Annotated in this window: 12 protein-coding genes; 4 read left to right on the top strand and 8 right to left on the bottom strand. The window is 66.9% G+C overall.

Annotation, left to right across the window (positions count from 1 at the left end; genetic code table 11):
* The 7 genes from alaS to aspS all read right to left on the bottom strand — a co-directional run bounded on the left by alaS (position 1) and on the right by aspS (position 11,873).
* Positions 1-2,673 (bottom strand): alanine--tRNA ligase, encoded by a 2,673-nt coding sequence (gene alaS / locus L1080_RS09575; RefSeq protein ID WP_250773425.1) that lies wholly within the window; start codon positions 2,671-2,673, stop codon positions 1-3.
* 85 nt (positions 2,674-2,758) lie between these two features.
* Positions 2,759-4,192, bottom strand: a complete 1,434-nt coding sequence (locus tag L1080_RS09570) for a replication-associated recombination protein A (RefSeq protein ID WP_159922711.1) — start codon at positions 4,190-4,192, stop codon at positions 2,759-2,761.
* A 57-nt stretch (positions 4,193-4,249) separates the two neighbouring features.
* The gene (locus L1080_RS09565) at positions 4,250-5,425 is read right to left on the bottom strand and encodes a phosphotransferase family protein (RefSeq protein WP_159922713.1); all 1,176 of its coding nucleotides are present in this window, start codon (positions 5,423-5,425) and stop codon (positions 4,250-4,252) included.
* A 65-nt stretch (positions 5,426-5,490) separates the two neighbouring features.
* On the bottom strand, positions 5,491-6,441 hold the full coding sequence (locus L1080_RS09560) for a transglutaminase family protein (RefSeq protein ID WP_250773428.1): 951 nt from the start codon (positions 6,439-6,441) through the stop codon (positions 5,491-5,493).
* Positions 6,438-9,038, bottom strand: coding sequence for a circularly permuted type 2 ATP-grasp protein (locus L1080_RS09555; RefSeq protein ID WP_250773430.1), 2,601 nt, complete (start codon positions 9,036-9,038; stop codon positions 6,438-6,440). The genes L1080_RS09560 and L1080_RS09555 overlap by 4 nt, the downstream gene beginning before the upstream one ends.
* A complete protein-coding gene (locus tag L1080_RS09550) occupies positions 9,035-10,006 on the bottom strand; it encodes a DUF389 domain-containing protein (RefSeq protein WP_250773432.1) in 972 nt (323 codons plus the stop codon). The genes L1080_RS09555 and L1080_RS09550 overlap by 4 nt, the downstream gene beginning before the upstream one ends.
* 40 nt (positions 10,007-10,046) lie before the next feature.
* On the bottom strand, positions 10,047-11,873 hold the full coding sequence (gene aspS, locus L1080_RS09545; protein ID WP_250773434.1) for an aspartate--tRNA ligase: 1,827 nt from the start codon (positions 11,871-11,873) through the stop codon (positions 10,047-10,049).
* 144 nt (positions 11,874-12,017) lie between these two features.
* Here aspS and ypfJ point away from each other — a divergent pair, with 144 nt between their 5' ends.
* Complete coding sequence (gene ypfJ, locus L1080_RS09540) at positions 12,018-12,947, top strand: KPN_02809 family neutral zinc metallopeptidase (RefSeq protein ID WP_250773436.1); 930 nt, start codon at positions 12,018-12,020, stop codon at positions 12,945-12,947.
* A 64-nt stretch (positions 12,948-13,011) separates the two neighbouring features.
* Positions 13,012-13,467 (top strand): PPOX class F420-dependent oxidoreductase, encoded by a 456-nt coding sequence (locus L1080_RS09535; protein ID WP_250773445.1) that lies wholly within the window; start codon positions 13,012-13,014, stop codon positions 13,465-13,467.
* Here the strand turns inward: L1080_RS09535 and L1080_RS09530 are convergent.
* Positions 13,454-14,497, bottom strand: a complete 1,044-nt coding sequence (locus tag L1080_RS09530) for an Rv2578c family radical SAM protein (RefSeq protein ID WP_159922723.1) — start codon at positions 14,495-14,497, stop codon at positions 13,454-13,456. The genes L1080_RS09535 and L1080_RS09530 overlap by 14 nt on opposite strands.
* Positions 14,498-14,643: 146 nt before the next feature.
* Between L1080_RS09530 and L1080_RS09525 the strand changes: the two genes are divergently transcribed.
* On the top strand, positions 14,644-15,144 hold the full coding sequence (locus tag L1080_RS09525) for a hemerythrin domain-containing protein (protein WP_159922725.1): 501 nt from the start codon (positions 14,644-14,646) through the stop codon (positions 15,142-15,144).
* A 255-nt stretch (positions 15,145-15,399) separates the two neighbouring features.
* The gene (locus L1080_RS09520; protein WP_250773447.1) at positions 15,400-16,809 is read left to right on the top strand and encodes a WS/DGAT/MGAT family O-acyltransferase; all 1,410 of its coding nucleotides are present in this window, start codon (positions 15,400-15,402) and stop codon (positions 16,807-16,809) included.
* The last annotated feature ends 7 nt before the right edge of the window (positions 16,810-16,816 follow it).

Here is a 16,816-nt window from a genome sequence, read left to right as displayed (position 1 = left end):
CTACTTGTTCCCTACCTTGTCCGCCACGGCCCCTCGGACCGCATCGAGGGCCGCCGCGATGCCGGTGGTGTCCGAGCCGGACCCCTGGGCCATGTCCGCCTTGCCGCCGCCGCGACCCCCGATCAGGGGGCCGAACTCCTTCACGAGGTCACCGGCCGCGACCCCGAGTTCCTGCGCCGCCTTGTTGACGGCGACAACGAACGGAACCTTGCCGTCGGCATCACCGAACAGGGCGACCACAGCCGGCTGCGTGCCGAACCGTCCGCGAATGTCGGTGACGAGACTCCGGAGGTCGTTGCCACCGACACCGGCGGGAGCCGAGTCCGCCACCAGCAGCACCGGTCCCACGCGCTGAGCCTTGTCGAGGTATGTGCCTGCGGAGGCCAGAACTGCTTGTGCCCGAGCCTGTTCGAGCTCCTTCTCTGCAACGCGAAGCCGTTCGACCAAGGCCTCGACACGGGCAGGCACCTCTTCGGAGGGCACCTTCAGCGAGGACGACAGTCCGGCGAGCAGCGCCCGTTCCTTGGCCAGGTAACGGTACGAGTCCAGCCCGACGTAGGCCTCCACACGCCGCACACCCGAGCCGACGGACTGCTCACCGAGGAGGGTCACGTTGCCGATCTGCGCCGAGGTTCCCACGTGTGTTCCGCCACACAGCTCCATGGAGAACGGTCCACCGATCTCCACGACACGTACCTCGTCGCCGTAGTTCTCGCCGAACAAGGCCATGGCGCCCATGGCCTTTGCCTTGTCGAGGTCGGTGACGAACGTGTTGACCGCGTAGTCGGCGGCCACGGCCTCGTTCGCCACGACCTCGATGTCCTGCTTCTGCGACTCGGTGAGCGCACCCTGCCACGAGAAGTCGAACCGCAGATATCCGGGCTTGTTCAACGAACCGGCCTGAACGGCGTTGGGCCCCAGGACCTGTCGGAGGGCGGCGTGGACCATGTGCGTACCGGAGTGACCCTGGGTGGCACCCTTACGCCACCCGGCATCGACCTGCGCCAGAACGACGTCGCCTTCGGTGATCTCGCCTTCTTGAACGGTGACCTTGTGTACCCACAGCTTTTTCGCGATTTTCTGGACGTCGTTGACCTTCACGCGCAGTCCCGGCCCGGTCAACGCGCCCAGGTCTGCGATCTGGCCGCCCGCTTCCGCGTACAGCGGGCTGCGGTCGAGAATGACCTCGACGTCCTGGCCGGTGGCGGCGACGGGAACGCGCTGCCCGTTGGAGATCAGGGCGAGGACACGAGCCTCGGACACCAGTTCGTGGAAACCGGTGAACTCGGTGGGACCGCGGTCGAGAAGTTCCTTGTAAACGGTCAGGTCGGCGTGCGCGTGCTTGCGTGCCTGGGCGTCGTCCTTGGCACGCTGACGCTGCTCCGCCATCAGCGTGCGGAATCCGTCTTCGTCGACCGACAATCCGGCCTCGGCCGCCATCTCGAGGGTGAGGTCGATGGGGAAGCCGTAGGTGTCGTGCAGCGCGAAGGCTTGATCGCCGCCGATGACCGACTTCCCGGAGGCCTTCACGGACTCGGCGGCACCCTCGAACAACTTGGACCCCGAGGTGAGGGTCTTGAGGAACGCCGTCTCCTCACCGACCGCGACCGTCTCGATGCGGCCGAAGTCGCTGTCGAGAACCGGGTAGGAGGGGGCCATCGTGTCGCGTACGACGGTGATGAAGTCACGCATGCTCGGCTTGTCGGCGCCGAGCAGCTTCGCCGAACGCACGATACGCCGCAGCAGTCGGCGCAGCACGTACCCGCGTCCGTCGTTGCCCGGATTCACACCGTCCGCGATGAGCATGGCCGCCGTACGCGCGTGATCGGCGATCACCCGGAACCGGACGTCGTCGTCGTGATTGACGCCGTACCTGCGGCCCGACAACTCCTCGGCCTTCGCGATCACCGGGCGGACGAGGTCGGTTTCATACACGTTGTCGACGCCCTGCAGCAGGAACGCGACGCGCTCGACTCCCATGCCGGTGTCGATGTTCTGCTTCGGCAGCGGGCCGAGGATCTCGAAATTGTCCTTGCTGATGCCGAGTCCGCGCTCGTTCTGCATGAACACGAGATTCCAGATCTCGATGTAGCGGTCTTCGTCGGCCTCCGGGCCGCCTTCCTTGCCGAACTCGGGGCCGCGGTCGTAGTAGATCTCCGAGCAGGGCCCGCACGGCCCGGGGATGCCCATGGACCAGTAGTTGTCGGCCATGCCTCGGCGCTGGATCCGCGCCTCGGGAACGCCGACCTCGTCGCGCCAGATGTCGCGGGCCTCGTCGTCGTCGAGGTAGACGGTGACCCAGATCCGCTCGGGATCGAATCCGTAGCCGCCGTCGTCGACACTGCCGGTCAGCAACGCCCAGGCATGCTTGATTGCTTCCCGCTTGAAGTAGTCACCGAAGGAGAAGTTTCCGGCCATCTGGAAGAACGTGTTGTGCCGGGTCGTGATGCCCACGTTTTCGATGTCGAGGGTGCGCACACATTTCTGCACACTGGTCGCCGTCGAGTACGGCGGGGTCTGCTGGCCCAGGAAGAACGGCACGAACTGGACCATTCCCGCGTTGACGAACAGCAGGTTCGGATCGTCGAGAATCAGCGAGGCGCTGGCTACCTCGGTGTGGCCTGCCTTGACGAAATGGTCGAGGAAGCGCCGGCGAATCTCGTGGGTCTGCACGTCAGTGATCCTTATTGTCTGTCTCGAGGGCAACTGCGGGGTGCTGTCCTGCCGGGCACACGGGAGCCCGGCAGTTCGGCAACAATCAGCTTAACCGGCCACCCGGACGGGTCTTGCCACGGACGATGGCACGCAACTTGTCGACCCGGGCCGCAATGTCGCGCTCACCACCGTGCGTGGTGGGCTGGTAGTAGTCGACGCCGACCAGTTCGTCCGGCGGATATTGCTGTGGCAGCACGCCGTCCGGATGGTCGTGGGGATAGCGATATCCGACGGCGTTGCCGAGTTTCGCCGCACCCGCGTAGTGCCCGTCGCGCAGATGCGGGGGCACCAGGCCTGCGTTGCCCGCGGCGACGTCGGCCATCGCTGCTCCGAGCGCAGCGATCACCGCCCCCGACTTCGGTGCGGTGGCGAGGTGGATGGTCGCCTGGGCGAGCGCAAGGCGGGCCTCGGGCATGCCGATCAGCTGCACGGCCTGGGCGGCCGCGGTGGCGGTCTGCAGTGCGGTCGGATCGGCCATCCCGATGTCTTCACTCGCGTGGACCACGAGTCGACGCGCGATGAAGCGCGGGTCTTCACCCGCGGTCAGCATCCGCGCGAGGTAATGCAGTGCGGCATCGACGTCGGAGCCACGGATCGATTTGATGAAGGCACTGATGACGTCGTAGTGCTGGTCACCGTCACGGTCGTAGCGGACCGCCGCCTTGTCGACGCTGGCCTCTACCGTGGCGAGGTCGAGCAGAATCGGCCGATCCGCATCGCCCGCCTGGTCGAGGGCAGCCCCTGCGGCCGCCTCGAGCGCCGTCAGCGCTCGACGCGCATCGCCCGCCGCCAACCGGACCAGATGATCCAAGGCATCGCCCGCGATCTCGATCTCACCGCCGAAGCCACGCTCGTCAGTGCGCGCCCGCTCGAGGAGTTCCTCGATGTCGCCGGGCGTCAACGACTGCAGTTGCAGCACCAACGACCGGGACAGCAGCGGTGACACGACCGAGAAGGACGGGTTTTCGGTGGTCGCGGCAACGAGGAGCACGATCCGGTTCTCCACCGCGGCGAGCAGGGCGTCCTGTTGGGTTTTCGAGAACCGGTGTACCTCGTCGATGAACAACACCGTCTGTTCCCCCGCGAGGAGGCGCCGCCGCGCGAGTTCGATGACGCCGCGCACTTCCTTCACACCCGCGGACAGCGCGGACAACGCCTCGAATCGGCGGCCCGTCGCCCCCGAGATGAGTGAGGCCAAGGTTGTCTTCCCGGTACCAGGAGGGCCGTACAGCAGCACCGACGCTGCTCCGGAACCCTCGACCAGACGCCGTAGCGGCGCTCCGGGCCCCAGGAGGTGCTGCTGTCCGACCACCTCGCCGAGAGTGCGCGGGCGCATCCGCACCGCGAGTGGTGCGTGAGGGTTGACAGCCACGTGTCCGGGACCGGATTTCGGCGCGGGTTCCACCTCGGGCCGCACGGTCTCGAACAGTCCGGCCGACTCGTCCTCGCCCAACTCCGAACCGAAAAGATCGCTCACAAGTTCGACGCTACTCGGAAGGCGTCGCGGAAACCCACTCCGGTCTGCCGGTCGGCGTCACCCGACAGACAAACCTCGAAGCTTGTCGGCCACGAGGCGGGCATGGTGGGCGACCACCGTGTTCCCGGCGTGGTCGGCGCTCCGGGCCAACCTGTCCCAGCGCTGCGTCAGGGCTTCGGACCGCGGAACCGACAGGTGATGCTCGCGCACGGCGGCGATGCGACTGTGATTCTCCGGAAGGAACAGATATGTGCTGACCCACACCCAGATGAGCTGCGCTTCGACCATGCGGGTGGCCAGCACGTTGTCGTCGGCGAGCGCGGGCCACATCCCCACGACCTCGGCGCGCCAAGCCTCGATCATGGCCTGCGTCCGCTCGTCGGACAGTTCCACGGTGCAGAGGCATCCTGGGAAGGACACCAGTGCATACGCGATGTCGAGCATCGCGTCGCGGAAGCCACCCCACTCGTAGTCCAGGAAACGAACACCCTCGTCGTTGACCATGATGTTGTCCGGGCACAGGTCCGAGGGGCTGAACGCCCGGAATCGGCCACTGTCGAACAGCTTCGCGGCGCGCGCCACCTGCGCCGTCATGTCCGCGGACACGTCGACCCCCAGGATCCGGGACAGAAGGCGGGGCACCTCCGGAACCGCGCGGTGAACCTGCTCGGCGACGGTGTCGTCGCAGTGCGCCACCTCGGCGCGGCGAAGAAGGGCGGTGAAGTCCTCTTCCCGTCCCACCGTGGCCGCGTGCATCCGGCCCAGCGCCTGTGCCATGGCCATCAGCGTGTTGGTGACCGTATCGGCGTCGGAATGCTCGAGCAGGGCACTGATCGGCGAGGCATCACCGAGGTCGCTGAGAACGAGGAGTCGCGCCTCGAGGTCGGAGGCGAGCAGTTCGGCGCCCGGCCTGCTGTCGGTCGCCAGTGCAGTGGCGAACTGATACGACACGGCTTCACGGAGGAACGCGCTGCTGCTGTCACCCGACAGGTCGTCGGGATCGACCGTCCGTGAGCCGGACACACCGACGTCCTCACGCAGTTGTTTGATCACCAACGTCCGCGGAAGGGAGAACGGATTCTCGGCCACGCGGACGCGGAGCACGATGGTACGACCACTACCGCCGAGGTCGACGGGGTCTACCAGTGTCACGGGTGCCCCGGTACGACGCGTGAGCAGCTTCTCGGCTGCGGCAACTACCTCGGAAACGGGGTCGGCCAGTATTGCAGTCATCGCGGTCCAACTTACCTGCTAGTGACACGGATCATCGAGTCCTCCGCCGGAAGCCTCGGTGAATTTCAGCATTTCGGCTGATCGGGCGCGAGCGGATGGAGGGGTGCCACGTCAACCGACACCGCAATGGTGCTGTTTCGTGCCTCTGTGTATATGACTCCGCGCAGCGGCGGCACATCCGCGTAGTCCCGGCCCCACGCCACCACGGTGTAGCGCTCGTCGACGAGTTGATCATTGGTCGGGTCGAAAGCCAGCCAGCGGTCGCCGGGCATCCACACCGCGGCCCACGCGTGGGTGGCGTCGACCCCGATCAGTCTTTCCTGGCCGGGCGGCGGCTGCGTTTCCAGATATCCCGACACGTACCTGGCGGCGAGCCCGTGTGAGCGCAGGCAGGCGATCGCGAGCCGAGCGAAATCCTGGCAGACCCCGGACCTCTTCTCGAGCACCTCGGTGACCCGGGTGGACACGGACGTCGACCCCGATCTGTACTGGAAGTCGCGGTGGATGCGGCTCGTGAGGTCGAGGACGGCGTCGAGGAGCGGACGTTCCGGCGGAAAGCTCACGGCCGCGTAGTCGCGCACGCCGTCACTGATCTCGGCCGGCTGCACGTCCAGCACGAAGTCCTGGGCCAGCGCCCCGTCCGTCCCCACCGGCCGGGACAGCTCCCACCGCGAGTTCGCGGGTGCACTGACGAGCCGGTGTGGTTCCGGCCCGTACACCTCTACTTCGGACTCGGCGGTGACGATCAGCTCCTCGTGCGCTGCGCTCACCTGGAAGTAGAGGTCGCGATTGCCGTATACGTCTACACCCACCGACCGATCGGCGGGCGCGGGCGAAATGTCGACGGCCGATCGGACACAGCGCTGATCCTCGGTGTCACGCGGAAGCAGGTAGCAGCGGCCGTAGGACGAGGACACCGGCTCCGAATAGGTGTAGGTAGTGCGGTGGGTGATCCGGTATCGCCGGAGTACGGGGCGCTCGCTGGTCGAATCAGCCGGGGTCGGGGGGTCGATCATGCGGGAACTTCGCCCCCGACCGTCCACGAGGCCGTGCTACCCCACAGCGGTTGCATACCGCCGGGCAACGACAACGGCCCCTTCGACATGACTTCGGACAACCGGCCGAGAAGTCCGTCGATCTCGGTGGTCAGTTCGCCCACTTCGGTGCGTACTCCGGTGTCGTCGATGCGCTCGAGCCGGGCAGGGTCGACCCGGCGAACGGTGTTGAGCATGTCCTCGGCGAGCCGCTCCGCCGGCGAGGATCCGGAGGCGTCGGGTAGGGCCGCCAGGTCGGTCCGCAGCGCCTCGAGCTGGAAGACGAGCGAGCGGGGGTTGCCGATGTCGAACAGCAGCAACTCGGCCACCGCGGCAGGGCGGATACTTCGATTCCGCCGGCGGTACACGACCGAACTCTCGGTGGCGATCAGAAGTGATTCGATCAACGCTCGTTCGGTCGCGGGATCCCGCTTCCGCCCCATGGTGGACGCCACCAGGGTGGTGAGGGTCGAGGCCCGTTCGATCCGCTTGCCGATGTCCATGATGTGCCAGCCGGTGTCGCGGACCAACGATTCCGCTGAGACACCGGACAGCGCTAGCATGCCGCCGAGCACTGCGGATTGCGCCTCGAAAAGCCGGGAGCCATCGTCGATCGACTCGTCGGAGACCTCACCGAGAGCGCGTTCCACCGTGCTCAGCACGGCCCAGATGTCGTTCGACAACTGGCCGCGTACCGCCCGCGCGGCCTGCTCCACGTCCCGAACGGCTCGAGCGAGTGATCCGTCGCGGTCGGGATCGACGGTGAGAGACCGTAGTTCCGCCCGCACTTGCTGGAGATCCGGGGTGTGAACGGGGCCCGCAGTTCCGTCGGGAACGTTCGCCGACCGTGTCGGCGCGCCCCCTCCCCCCGGTGCATTTCCCTGCTCCGCGACGGTGAGGACGGCGTCGAGCAGAATGGGAAGACACCCGGCACCCGGCAGCCACGGGCGGAGCCGATAGTCGCGGTACTTCTCCCCCACGGCGATCATCAGCCGTGCCGAACCCTCGGCCCGCTCCGCGCATCGCCCTATCGAGAAGAGTTCGGACAGCGCGCGGGGCGAGGCCAGCAGATCGGACGAGGTTGCTGCGTAGGTGGGCAGCGACTCGACGTCACGGGCGGCGCCCTCACCGGTATCTGCCGGGCCGAGCCGCGGCGCGAAGCGCACCCAGACGTCCTTGGCTCCCGCATGCCGACGATCCCCGCCCGCGGCACCCGGAATCAGGGTCGTTCCCAGGCCGCCGGACATGGGTACGAAGCCCACCCGTTGAGCTACGGAGAACAACCGGACGCCGACGGGCGAGAGGTTGACCTCTCCCCCGGCGCCGGCCGACGGCGCATACGACGAGTCGGGGATGATCTGCCCCACCCAGTTGCCGGGATCCGCGCGTACCTGTTCGAGAAACTCCGTGCGCCGGGCGTCATCGAGTGCGGAGGGGACGACGGGCGGCCCGCCGCGGACGGCGCGGAGCACCATCGATGAAACGTTGGCCAGGATGTGCGTGAGTTCGGAGCGGTCACCTCCCCAGAACGTCGGCACGGACGGCAACAACAGATCCTCGTCGAGCAGTCGCCGCGAGAGTACCGGCAGCAGGCGGGTGAGTGCCGGATTCTCCAGGACTCCGCTGCCGAGGGTGTTCACAACGGTTACTGCTCCCCGACGCAGCACCTCGACGAGGCCGACGACGCCGGACCGGGAGCCGGGGCGCAGATCGAGGGGGTCGGCGAGTTCGGCGTCGACCCGCCGGATGATGACGTCGACCTGTTCCAACCGGCCCAGTGACCGCATCCAGATGCGGCCGTCACGGACCACCAGGTCGGCGCTCTCCACGAGCGGGAACCCGAGGACGGTCGCCAGGTAGGCCTGGTCGAACGCGGCACCCGACCTGGTGTGCGGACTGAGCACGACCACGAGCGGGTCTTCCGAACCGGCGGGCGCGGCGTCGATTGCCGCGAGCCGCATCGACTGGGCGAACGAGGACAACGGCCGGGGGCCCACGGTCTCGTAGATGCCCGGAACCGCCCGGGCGATCACTCGGCGGTTCGCCATCGCGTAGCCGGCCCCGCCCGGAGACTGGGTGTGGTCGCGAACAGCGTGGAAATTGCCGTCCGTGCCGCGGCCGACGTCGAGAGCGTGGAAGAACAACTGGTGCCGACCCGGGATCGACATCCCGTGCGCAGGCCGAAGATATCCGGGATGACCGAACACGAGGCGGGCGGGCACGGCACCACTCCGCAGGAGCGTCATCGGCCCGTACAGGTCGGCGAGGACGGCATCGAGAAGCCGGGAACGCTGGAGGAGTCCCGCTTCGAGGTGCTCCCATTCGTCGGCCGCGAGGAGAAGCGGTATCGCGTCGATCTCCCACCGAGACGGTCCGGTGGCAAGGTCCGATCCGTCGAGGGGGTTGTAGGTGATGCCGTGGTTGTCCACGAGGAGCCGGATGCGGGACTGCAGCCGGCGCACGGAGCCGCTGTCCGCGCCGAGGAGGCCGTCACCCAACTCGGACCACGGCGCACGGACCTTCCCGTCGGCGTCGAACAGTTCGTCGTATTCCGGGCCGCGGTGCGGCGCCGCGGTCACCGAAGTCTCCGGACTTGCTGGACGCGTTCTTTCCGTGCCTCGGCGAGCAGGCGATCGGCGCCGTTGCCGGCTCGCAACCGCAGCGCGAGGACCAGCACCCCGGCCACCACGATTCCGACCATGTTGATGCCCAGTTGAAGTGCGGACAGTGCGGCGATGCGCCACTCGCCGACCGTTACGGCGACGACGGCGAAACCCGCCGCCGGCACGGTGGTGACCGAGATGAAGACACCGACGAGTGCCGCGGACTTCGCGGACACGAGCGCGAGCATCCCGGCTGCCCCCGCGAGGACGGCGACCACCAGCGACAGGGGTCCGACCTTGTAGATGTAGTCGACCTGATCCTGGGCGTCGAGGCTGTCGAGAGCCATCCACCCGATCCGTTCCATCACCAGCGTGGCAACCAAGGTGGCAGCCATGGCGAAGGGAAAGCCGAGGAGCAGCGCGAACAAGGAGCGTCGTGCGAGACCGAGTTTGCGCCGTGCCAGAGCCACGGCGAGTGCTGCCAACGGACCGAACTCCGGTCCCACCACCATGGCACCGACGATCGTGATCGGTGAGTCGGTCACAACTCCTACCGACGCGAGCAGACACGCGATCGTCAAGAAAGCAAGGAACGTTCCGTTGAGGGTCGACTCCTCGCGGGTGCGGCTGACAAGTTCCTCCCACACGACGCTGTCGGCCGGATCGCCGGGAGCCGCCTTCTCCGCCTTGCGTGCGGCCGTGGACAGGACCGTCTCGACCGGTCCCAAGGTGATCGCGCCCATGTGCTGGATGTCCAGCGCTTCGAGCGCGTCGATCAACTCGTTGGCCGCCTCGCGGGCCACATCTGCTTGGACCACGTCACCGGCCGGGTCGATCGCCGCACTGCGCAGGACCACCACGTGGGTGGCCCCGGGCTCCGCGGCGAGCACACCGAGAACGTCGTCGGTGTGCTCGGCGGGGCAGATCACCCGTAGATGCAGCATGACGTCCCCCTGCTGTCCGCGTCCGTCCCCGTCGATCGATCTACGTGCCGGCGACCGCGTCCTTCGCCACCGGCGCTGCGCCGGCCTGTGCGCCGGCGCCGCCCTTCGGCTCCGGCTTGGCGTCCACACCCGACTCCTTGCGCTGCTGCGCGGTGATCGGGGCGGGAGCCTCTGTCAGGGGATCGACGCCGCCGCCCGACTTCGGGAATGCGATCACCTCACGGATCGAGTCGACTCCGGCGAGCAGGGCCGTGATGCGGTCCCAGCCGAACGCGATGCCACCGTGCGGCGGTGCACCGAACGCGAACGCGTCGAGGAGGAAGCCGAACTTTTCCTCGGCTTCCTCGTGCGAGATTCCCATCACCTTGAACACTCGTTCCTGAATGTCCTTGCGGTGAATACGGATACTGCCGCCGCCGATCTCGTTTCCGTTGCAGACGATGTCGTATGCGTACGCGAGTGCCGAACCGGGGTCGGTGTCGAACGTGTCGATCGATTCGGGCTTCGGCGAGGTGAAGGCGTGGTGTACCGCCGTCCACGCGCTGTAGCCGAGTGCGACGTCGCCGCTGGCGGTGGCGTCGGCGGTCGGCTCGAACAGCGGCGCGTCCACGACCCACACGAAGGCCCAGGCGTCGGGGTCGATCAGGTTCTGCTTGCGGGCGATCTCTCCCCGCGCCGCGCCGAGTAGCGCACGCATCGGCTTGGTGGCTCCCGCTGCGAAGAAGATGCAGTCTCCGGGCTTCGCGCCGACGTGGTCGCAGAGCCCGGCGCGTTCGGTGTCGGTGAGGTTCTTCGCGACCGGACCGGTGAGGGCGCCGTCCTCGCCGACGAGCACGTACGCGAGCCCCTTGGCGCCGCGCTGCTTCGCCCACTCCTGCCATCCGTCGAGCTGACGCCGGGGCTGGGCGGCACCACCGGGCATGACCACGGCGCCCACGTACTCCGCCTGGAACACCCGGAAGGTGGTGTCCTTGAAGAACTCCATGCATTCGACGAGCTCGATGCCGAAACGCAGGTCCGGCTTGTCCGAACCGAACCGCCGCATCGCCTCGGCGTACGTCATCCGTGCGATCGGGGTCTTGATCTCGTGGCCGACGAGCTTCCACAGTGCGGTCAGGACTTCCTCGGCGAGCAGGATCACGTCGTCCTGGTTGACGAAGCTCATCTCGATGTCGAGCTGGGTGAACTCCGGCTGGCGGTCCGCGCGGAAGTCCTCGTCGCGGTAGCACCGCGCGATCTGGTAGTACCGCTCGATGCCACCGACCATCAGCAGCTGCTTGAACAGCTGCGGGCTCTGCGGCAGGGCGTAGAAGCTACCCGGCTGTAGTCGGGCGGGGACGAGAAAGTCGCGTGCACCTTCCGGCGTCGACCGCGTCAGCGTGGGCGTCTCGACCTCGACGAACTCGTGGTGTGCGAGAACGGAGCGGGCAGCGGCATTGACCTTCGAGCGCAGCCGGATGGCGTGGCCCGGGCCCTCCCGGCGCAGGTCGAGGTAGCGGTACTTCAGGCGCGCTTCTTCTCCGGCCTGGTCGTCGAGCTGGAACGGTAGCGGCGCGCTTTCGTTGAGAACCTCGAGGTCGGTGACGTTGACCTCGATGGCCCCGGTGGGAATCTCGAAGTTCTGGTTGCCCTCGGGCCGGACCTCGACGATGCCGGTGACCTTCACGCAGTATTCCGCGCGCAGTCGATGCGCCTGGTCGGCAGCAGCTCCCTCACGGAACACCACCTGCGACACGCCCGAGGCATCACGCAGGTCGATGAAGATCACCCCGCCGTGATCACGACGCCTGGCGACCCAACCGGTGAGGGTAACGGTCTGCTGGGCGTGCTCGGCTCGCAATGAACCGGCGAGATGTGTGCGCAGCACGGGATTCCTTTCGAAACGTGGGGCAAGCTACTTCGTTGGCTGCGATCCTACGGAGACACTGTGCGTGAGCGGAAACTCATACCCGCTTCACGTGCAATGCTCGAGCTATCTGTACCGCGACACTCGGAGAGAAAGCGACGACACATGACCTTCAACGAGGGCGCCCGCATGGACTCCGGCCGGGTCTCGGTCGGGGGTGGCGGCGGAGGAGGTGGCCTCGGCGGCAAGTTCGCGATGGGCGGCGGAGCCGGGGGTCTGATCGTGCTTGTTCTCGCTCTGCTGCTCGGCGGCGACCCCGGATCCCTGCTCGGTGGACTGAGCGGTGCCACCGACCCTTCCACCCAGAGTCCCGGTGCCGGCCTCGAAGGTTGTGAGACGGGTGCGGACGCCAACCGCGACGTCGATTGCCGGGTGGTGTTCACGGTCGGCAGTCTCGACTCCGTGTGGGGGCAGGAACTCGGTGCACAAACCGGAACCGACTACATCCCGCCCGAGGTGGTGCTGTTCTCCGGCGCGGTGAACACCGGGTGCGGAAACGCCACCAGCGAGGTCGGCCCGTTCTACTGCCCGGCAGACTCGACAGCGTACTTCGACACCAGCTTCTTCCAGCTCCTCGTCGATCGCTTCGGGTCGAGTGCCGGACCCCTCGCTCAGGAATACGTCGTGGCGCACGAGGTGGGACACCATATTCAGAATCAGCTGGGCGACATCGGCCGGGCGCAGACCGATCCGCGCGGAGCCGACTCGGCCGCGGTCCGCACCGAACTGCAGGCCGATTGCTACGCCGGCGTGTGGGCCCACTACGCCGACACACTTCCGGGGCCCGACGGCGGACCGCCGTTTCTGAACACCCTCACCGACACCGACATCCAGGACGCGCTGTCCGCGGCCTCGTCGGTGGGTGACGACCGGATCCAGCAGTCCGCGGGCGGCCGGGTCAATCCCGAAGGTTGGACGCACGGCTCCTCCGAGCAACGACAGAAATGGTTCGTCACCGGGTACCGGACCGGCCAGGTCGACGCCTGCGACACCTACTCCGCCCGCGATCTGAACAGCCCACCCGCCCTGCGCTGATACTCCTGGCGGCTCGCGTTTCCCGCGCAGGGGAACCTGGGCTCGCTACGCGAAAGGAGAGGCCGTGTCATTCACGGACCAAGAGATCGCCTACCTCCGCTCACAACCCGTCGCACGGTTCTCCACCGTCTGCCCCGACGGGCAGCCCGACGTGGTTCCGCTTGCGTTCGAGTACGACGGGACATACTTCTGGATCGGCGGTTCCGGGCCGGCCGTGACCCAGACGCGTAAGTTCCGCAACCTCCGCGCCGGCAACGTCAAGGTCGCCTTGGTGGTCGACGACCTCGAGTCGATCGAACCGTTCATCGCCCGATGCATTCGGGTTTACGGTATCGCGGAGCAGCCGATCGAGCGGGTGGGCATCGTCGGCCCGGGCATGTATGCCCGCATTACGCCGACGATCTCCTGGAGCTGGAACATGGGCGGTGAACCCGTCGGGACCGAATGGTATGAACCGAGACGCACGGTTCACCTGCCGCCCGACGAGGACCCCGAGGGAATTGCGATCAGAACAGAGTGAGAGTCGGTCCGGTACTGCCGGCTCGTACGAGTTCGCGGCGCTCGGCCTCTTCCCGACCTGCCGCTCCGGCGTCACGATGTTGCGCACGACCGGCCAGACCGTGACGCTCGACGAGCGGGTCGACGCGCGCCTTCAGCCACGACTTGTACTCGGCCGGCACGTAGGCGGATCGACCGTACAACTGCCGGTACTGCCGAATCAGTGCGGGATGTTCGGTGGAGAGCCAGTTCATGAACCAGCCCTTGGTACTCCCCCGCAGGTGCATCGGCAGCACGGTGACTTTCGACGCTCCTGCCTGCGCGATGGCCTCGAGTAAACCGTCGAGGTGCCGTGCCGAGTCCGTCAGGAACGGGATGACCGGAGCGACCATCACATTGCACGTCATGCCCGCATCCGTGATTGCCCGGATCAGATCGAGGCGCGCCCTGGGCGACGGAGTGCCGGGTTCGATCGACTTCTGAAGGTCGACGTCATGGATGGCCAGCGACACGCCGATACTCACCGCGACCTGCTGTGCAGCCAGTGTCAGGAGCGGAAGGTCGCGCCGCAGAAGCGTTCCCTTCGTCAGGATCGAGAATGGTGTGGCCGACTCGGTCAGTGCCCGGATGATTCCCGGCATGAGTCGGTACCGGCCCTCGGCCCGCTGATACGGGTCAGTGTTGGTACCCAACGCCACGTGCTCCTGCTTCCACGACTTACGGCTCAGTTCCTTTCGAAGCACCGCCGCGACATTCGTCTTCACCACGATCTGACTGTCGAAATCCCGGCCGGCATCGAGGTCGAGGTACTCGTGGGTGGGCCGGGCAAAGCAGTAACGACACGAATGCGAACACCCTCGAAAAGCGTTGACCGTGTACCGGAACGGGAGCTGGGACTCCTCGGGCGTCTTGTTGAGCGCACTCTTGCAGAGCACTTCGTGAAAGGTGATGCCCTCGAACTCGGGCGTCTGCACGCTGCGCACCAGACCTGCCCGCTCGAGCCCGGGCAACGCGCCGTCGTCCGCATCGAGCGCCTGCCCATCCCACCTCATGAGTACATGCGAACATGTGTTCTAACGGGTGTCAAGTGCAACCGGCGCGACAAGGGCGAAGCCGGCGTCAGGTAGCGCGTGAAGATGTTCCACTCGGGGTACTCGCGGGAGCGTCGACCGCCGACCACACCCCTTGCGAGGTAACCATGTCCACCGACGCGATTGTCCTCCTGCGCAACGACCACAAGGCAATCCGAAAACTCTTCCGCGAGTTCCGTAGCGCCGGCCCCGACGCCGAAGCGGAGAAGGGCCGGATCGTCGACCAGATCATCGAGGCACTGACCGTGCACACCTACCTCGAGAACGAGTGCATGTACCCGGAGGTACGCAAACTCGCCCCCGACCTCGAGGACGACATCTTGGAGTCGTTCGAGGAGCACCACGTCGCCGACGTTCTCGTAACGGAGCTGGCGGCCATGAAGCCCGACAACGAACGATTCGACGCGAAGGCCACCGTCCTCATCGAGAATGTCGAGCACCACATCGAGGAAGAGGAGCAGGAGTGGTTCCCGAAGGTGCGGGAAGAGCTGGGGCGTAAGCAACTTCAGGAAATGGGTGCGCGACTGCTGGAATTGAAGGAAAAGGCACCCCATTCGCCTGCACAACCGTCGGCGTTGAAGAAGACGGTGGACGCCGTCATCAAGTGATGCGCACGGTGGACCTGAAGTGATGGGTAGACCTCCGGCGACTCCACGAGCGTCCTCTCGCGGTGACCCGCTGGACGTCTGCCGGGTAGCGCGCGGACAGCACCTTCCTGTAGAACTGATCCGGATGCCGATTTGTGACGTAAACCACACCTGAACGTTACCGAACAAACCGGCTACCGGAAACCGAAGTCACCCCGCCCGGAGACACCGCAGTGGCAGTGCGGATCCGCCGTTCGGGAAGGAAGGACACCCCGCATGCTGCTGCCGATGTCGCCGACCGATTCACTGTTCCTGCTCGGCGAGTCGCGGGAGCATCCGATGCATGTGGGCGGCCTGGCGGTGTTCACACCCCCGGACGGCGCCGACGCCGCAGACATGCGGGCGATGTTCGACACGGCCACGGCCTCCACCGAAGTCGCTCCGCTGTTCCGCAAACGCGCCCGACGCTCGATGACCACCCTGGGACAGTGGGGCTGGGTCACCGACACGGAGTTGGACCTGAACCATCACGTGCACCGCCACGCCCTCCCCCGCCCGGGCGGCATGCCCGAACTGCTGGCGTTGTCGTCTCGGTTGCATGCGGGTCTGCTCGACCGCAACCGCCCACTGTGGGAGATGCACCTGATCGAGGGCCTCGCCGACGGGCGCTACGCGGTCTACACGAAAATCCACCACGCGCTTGCCGACGGCGCCTCCGCCATGAATCTGCTGCGCCGCAGCATGAGTGAAGATCCCGACCGACGAGGAATGCCGACCCCCTGGCAGCCGATGCCCACCGCGAGCGGTCGTGTCACACCGCCACCGGGAACGGCGGCGCCACACCTGCCCGGAGTTGCAGAGGTGCTGGGCCTGTCGAGACTGGCGTTGCACGGCGCCCGAGAAGTCGCAGGTCTGGCGCCGGCGCTGGCAGGCACCATGGACCGGGCCCTGCACGCCCGGGGCGGGCCGCTCTCGATGCGCGCACCGCACACCGTGTTCAACGTTCCGATCGGCGGGGCGCGCCAGTTCGGCGCCCGATCGTGGCCGCTCGAACGGATCAGGTTGCTGGCCAAGCACGCCGACGCCACCGTCAACGACATCGTCCTGGCGATGTCCGCCGGAGCCGTGCGCACCTACCTCGACGACCTGGGCGCCCTGCCGGACGAACCGCTCATCGCGATGGTCCCGGTTTCCCTACGCGCCGATGACGGCGAATCCCACCAGGGTGGCAATCGGGTGGGAGTCCTGATGTGCAACCTCGCCACCCACCTTCCCGAACACGGAGCGAGACTCGCCACGATTCGGACCTGCATGAGCGAAGGGAAGCAGGCACTGCGCGCGATGAGCCCGGCCCAGGCGTTGGCGATGAGCGCCCTCGGAGCAGCCCCCCTGGGCCTCGAGATGCTGGCCGGCCGGCGGGGACCACTGCGACCTCCGTTCAACCTCGTCATTTCCAACGTCGCCGGGCCCGCCAGCCCGCTGTATTGGAACGGCGCCCGCCTCGATTCCCTGTACCCTCTGTCGATCCCGGTGACCGGACAGGCACTGAACATCACTGTCACCAGTAGCGACGACCATCTCGTGTTCGGATTGACCGGATGCCGCTCCGCCGTCCCGAATCTGCGCCCGATGCTCGATCATCTCGACACCGAACTCGACGCCCTCGAGCAGGCCGTCGGCCTGTAGCCGCCTC

The sequence above is a fragment of the Rhodococcus sp. MSC1_016 genome (genome assembly GCF_023667485.2).
GTDB classification, from domain to species: Bacteria; Actinomycetota; Actinomycetes; order Mycobacteriales; family Mycobacteriaceae; genus Rhodococcus_F; species Rhodococcus_F oxybenzonivorans.
This window is presented reverse-complemented; position numbering and strand designations above follow the sequence as displayed.

Excerpts from the sequence above, each read along its gene's own strand:
- L1080_RS09565 (WP_159922713.1), bottom strand. The coding sequence starts at position 5,425 with ATGACTGCAATACTGGCCGACCCCGTTTCCGAGGTAGTTGCCGCAGCC.
- L1080_RS09560 (WP_250773428.1), bottom strand. The coding sequence starts at position 6,441 with ATGATCGACCCCCCGACCCCGGCTGATTCGACCAGCGAGCGCCCCGTA.
- L1080_RS09550 (WP_250773432.1), bottom strand. The coding sequence starts at position 10,006 with ATGCTGCATCTACGGGTGATCTGCCCCGCCGAGCACACCGACGACGTT.
- ypfJ (WP_250773436.1), top strand. The coding sequence starts at position 12,018 with ATGACCTTCAACGAGGGCGCCCGCATGGACTCCGGCCGGGTCTCGGTC.
- L1080_RS09530 (WP_159922723.1), bottom strand. The coding sequence starts at position 14,497 with ATGAGGTGGGATGGGCAGGCGCTCGATGCGGACGACGGCGCGTTGCCC.
- L1080_RS09525 (WP_159922725.1), top strand. The coding sequence starts at position 14,644 with ATGTCCACCGACGCGATTGTCCTCCTGCGCAACGACCACAAGGCAATC.
- L1080_RS09520 (WP_250773447.1), top strand. The coding sequence starts at position 15,400 with ATGCTGCTGCCGATGTCGCCGACCGATTCACTGTTCCTGCTCGGCGAG.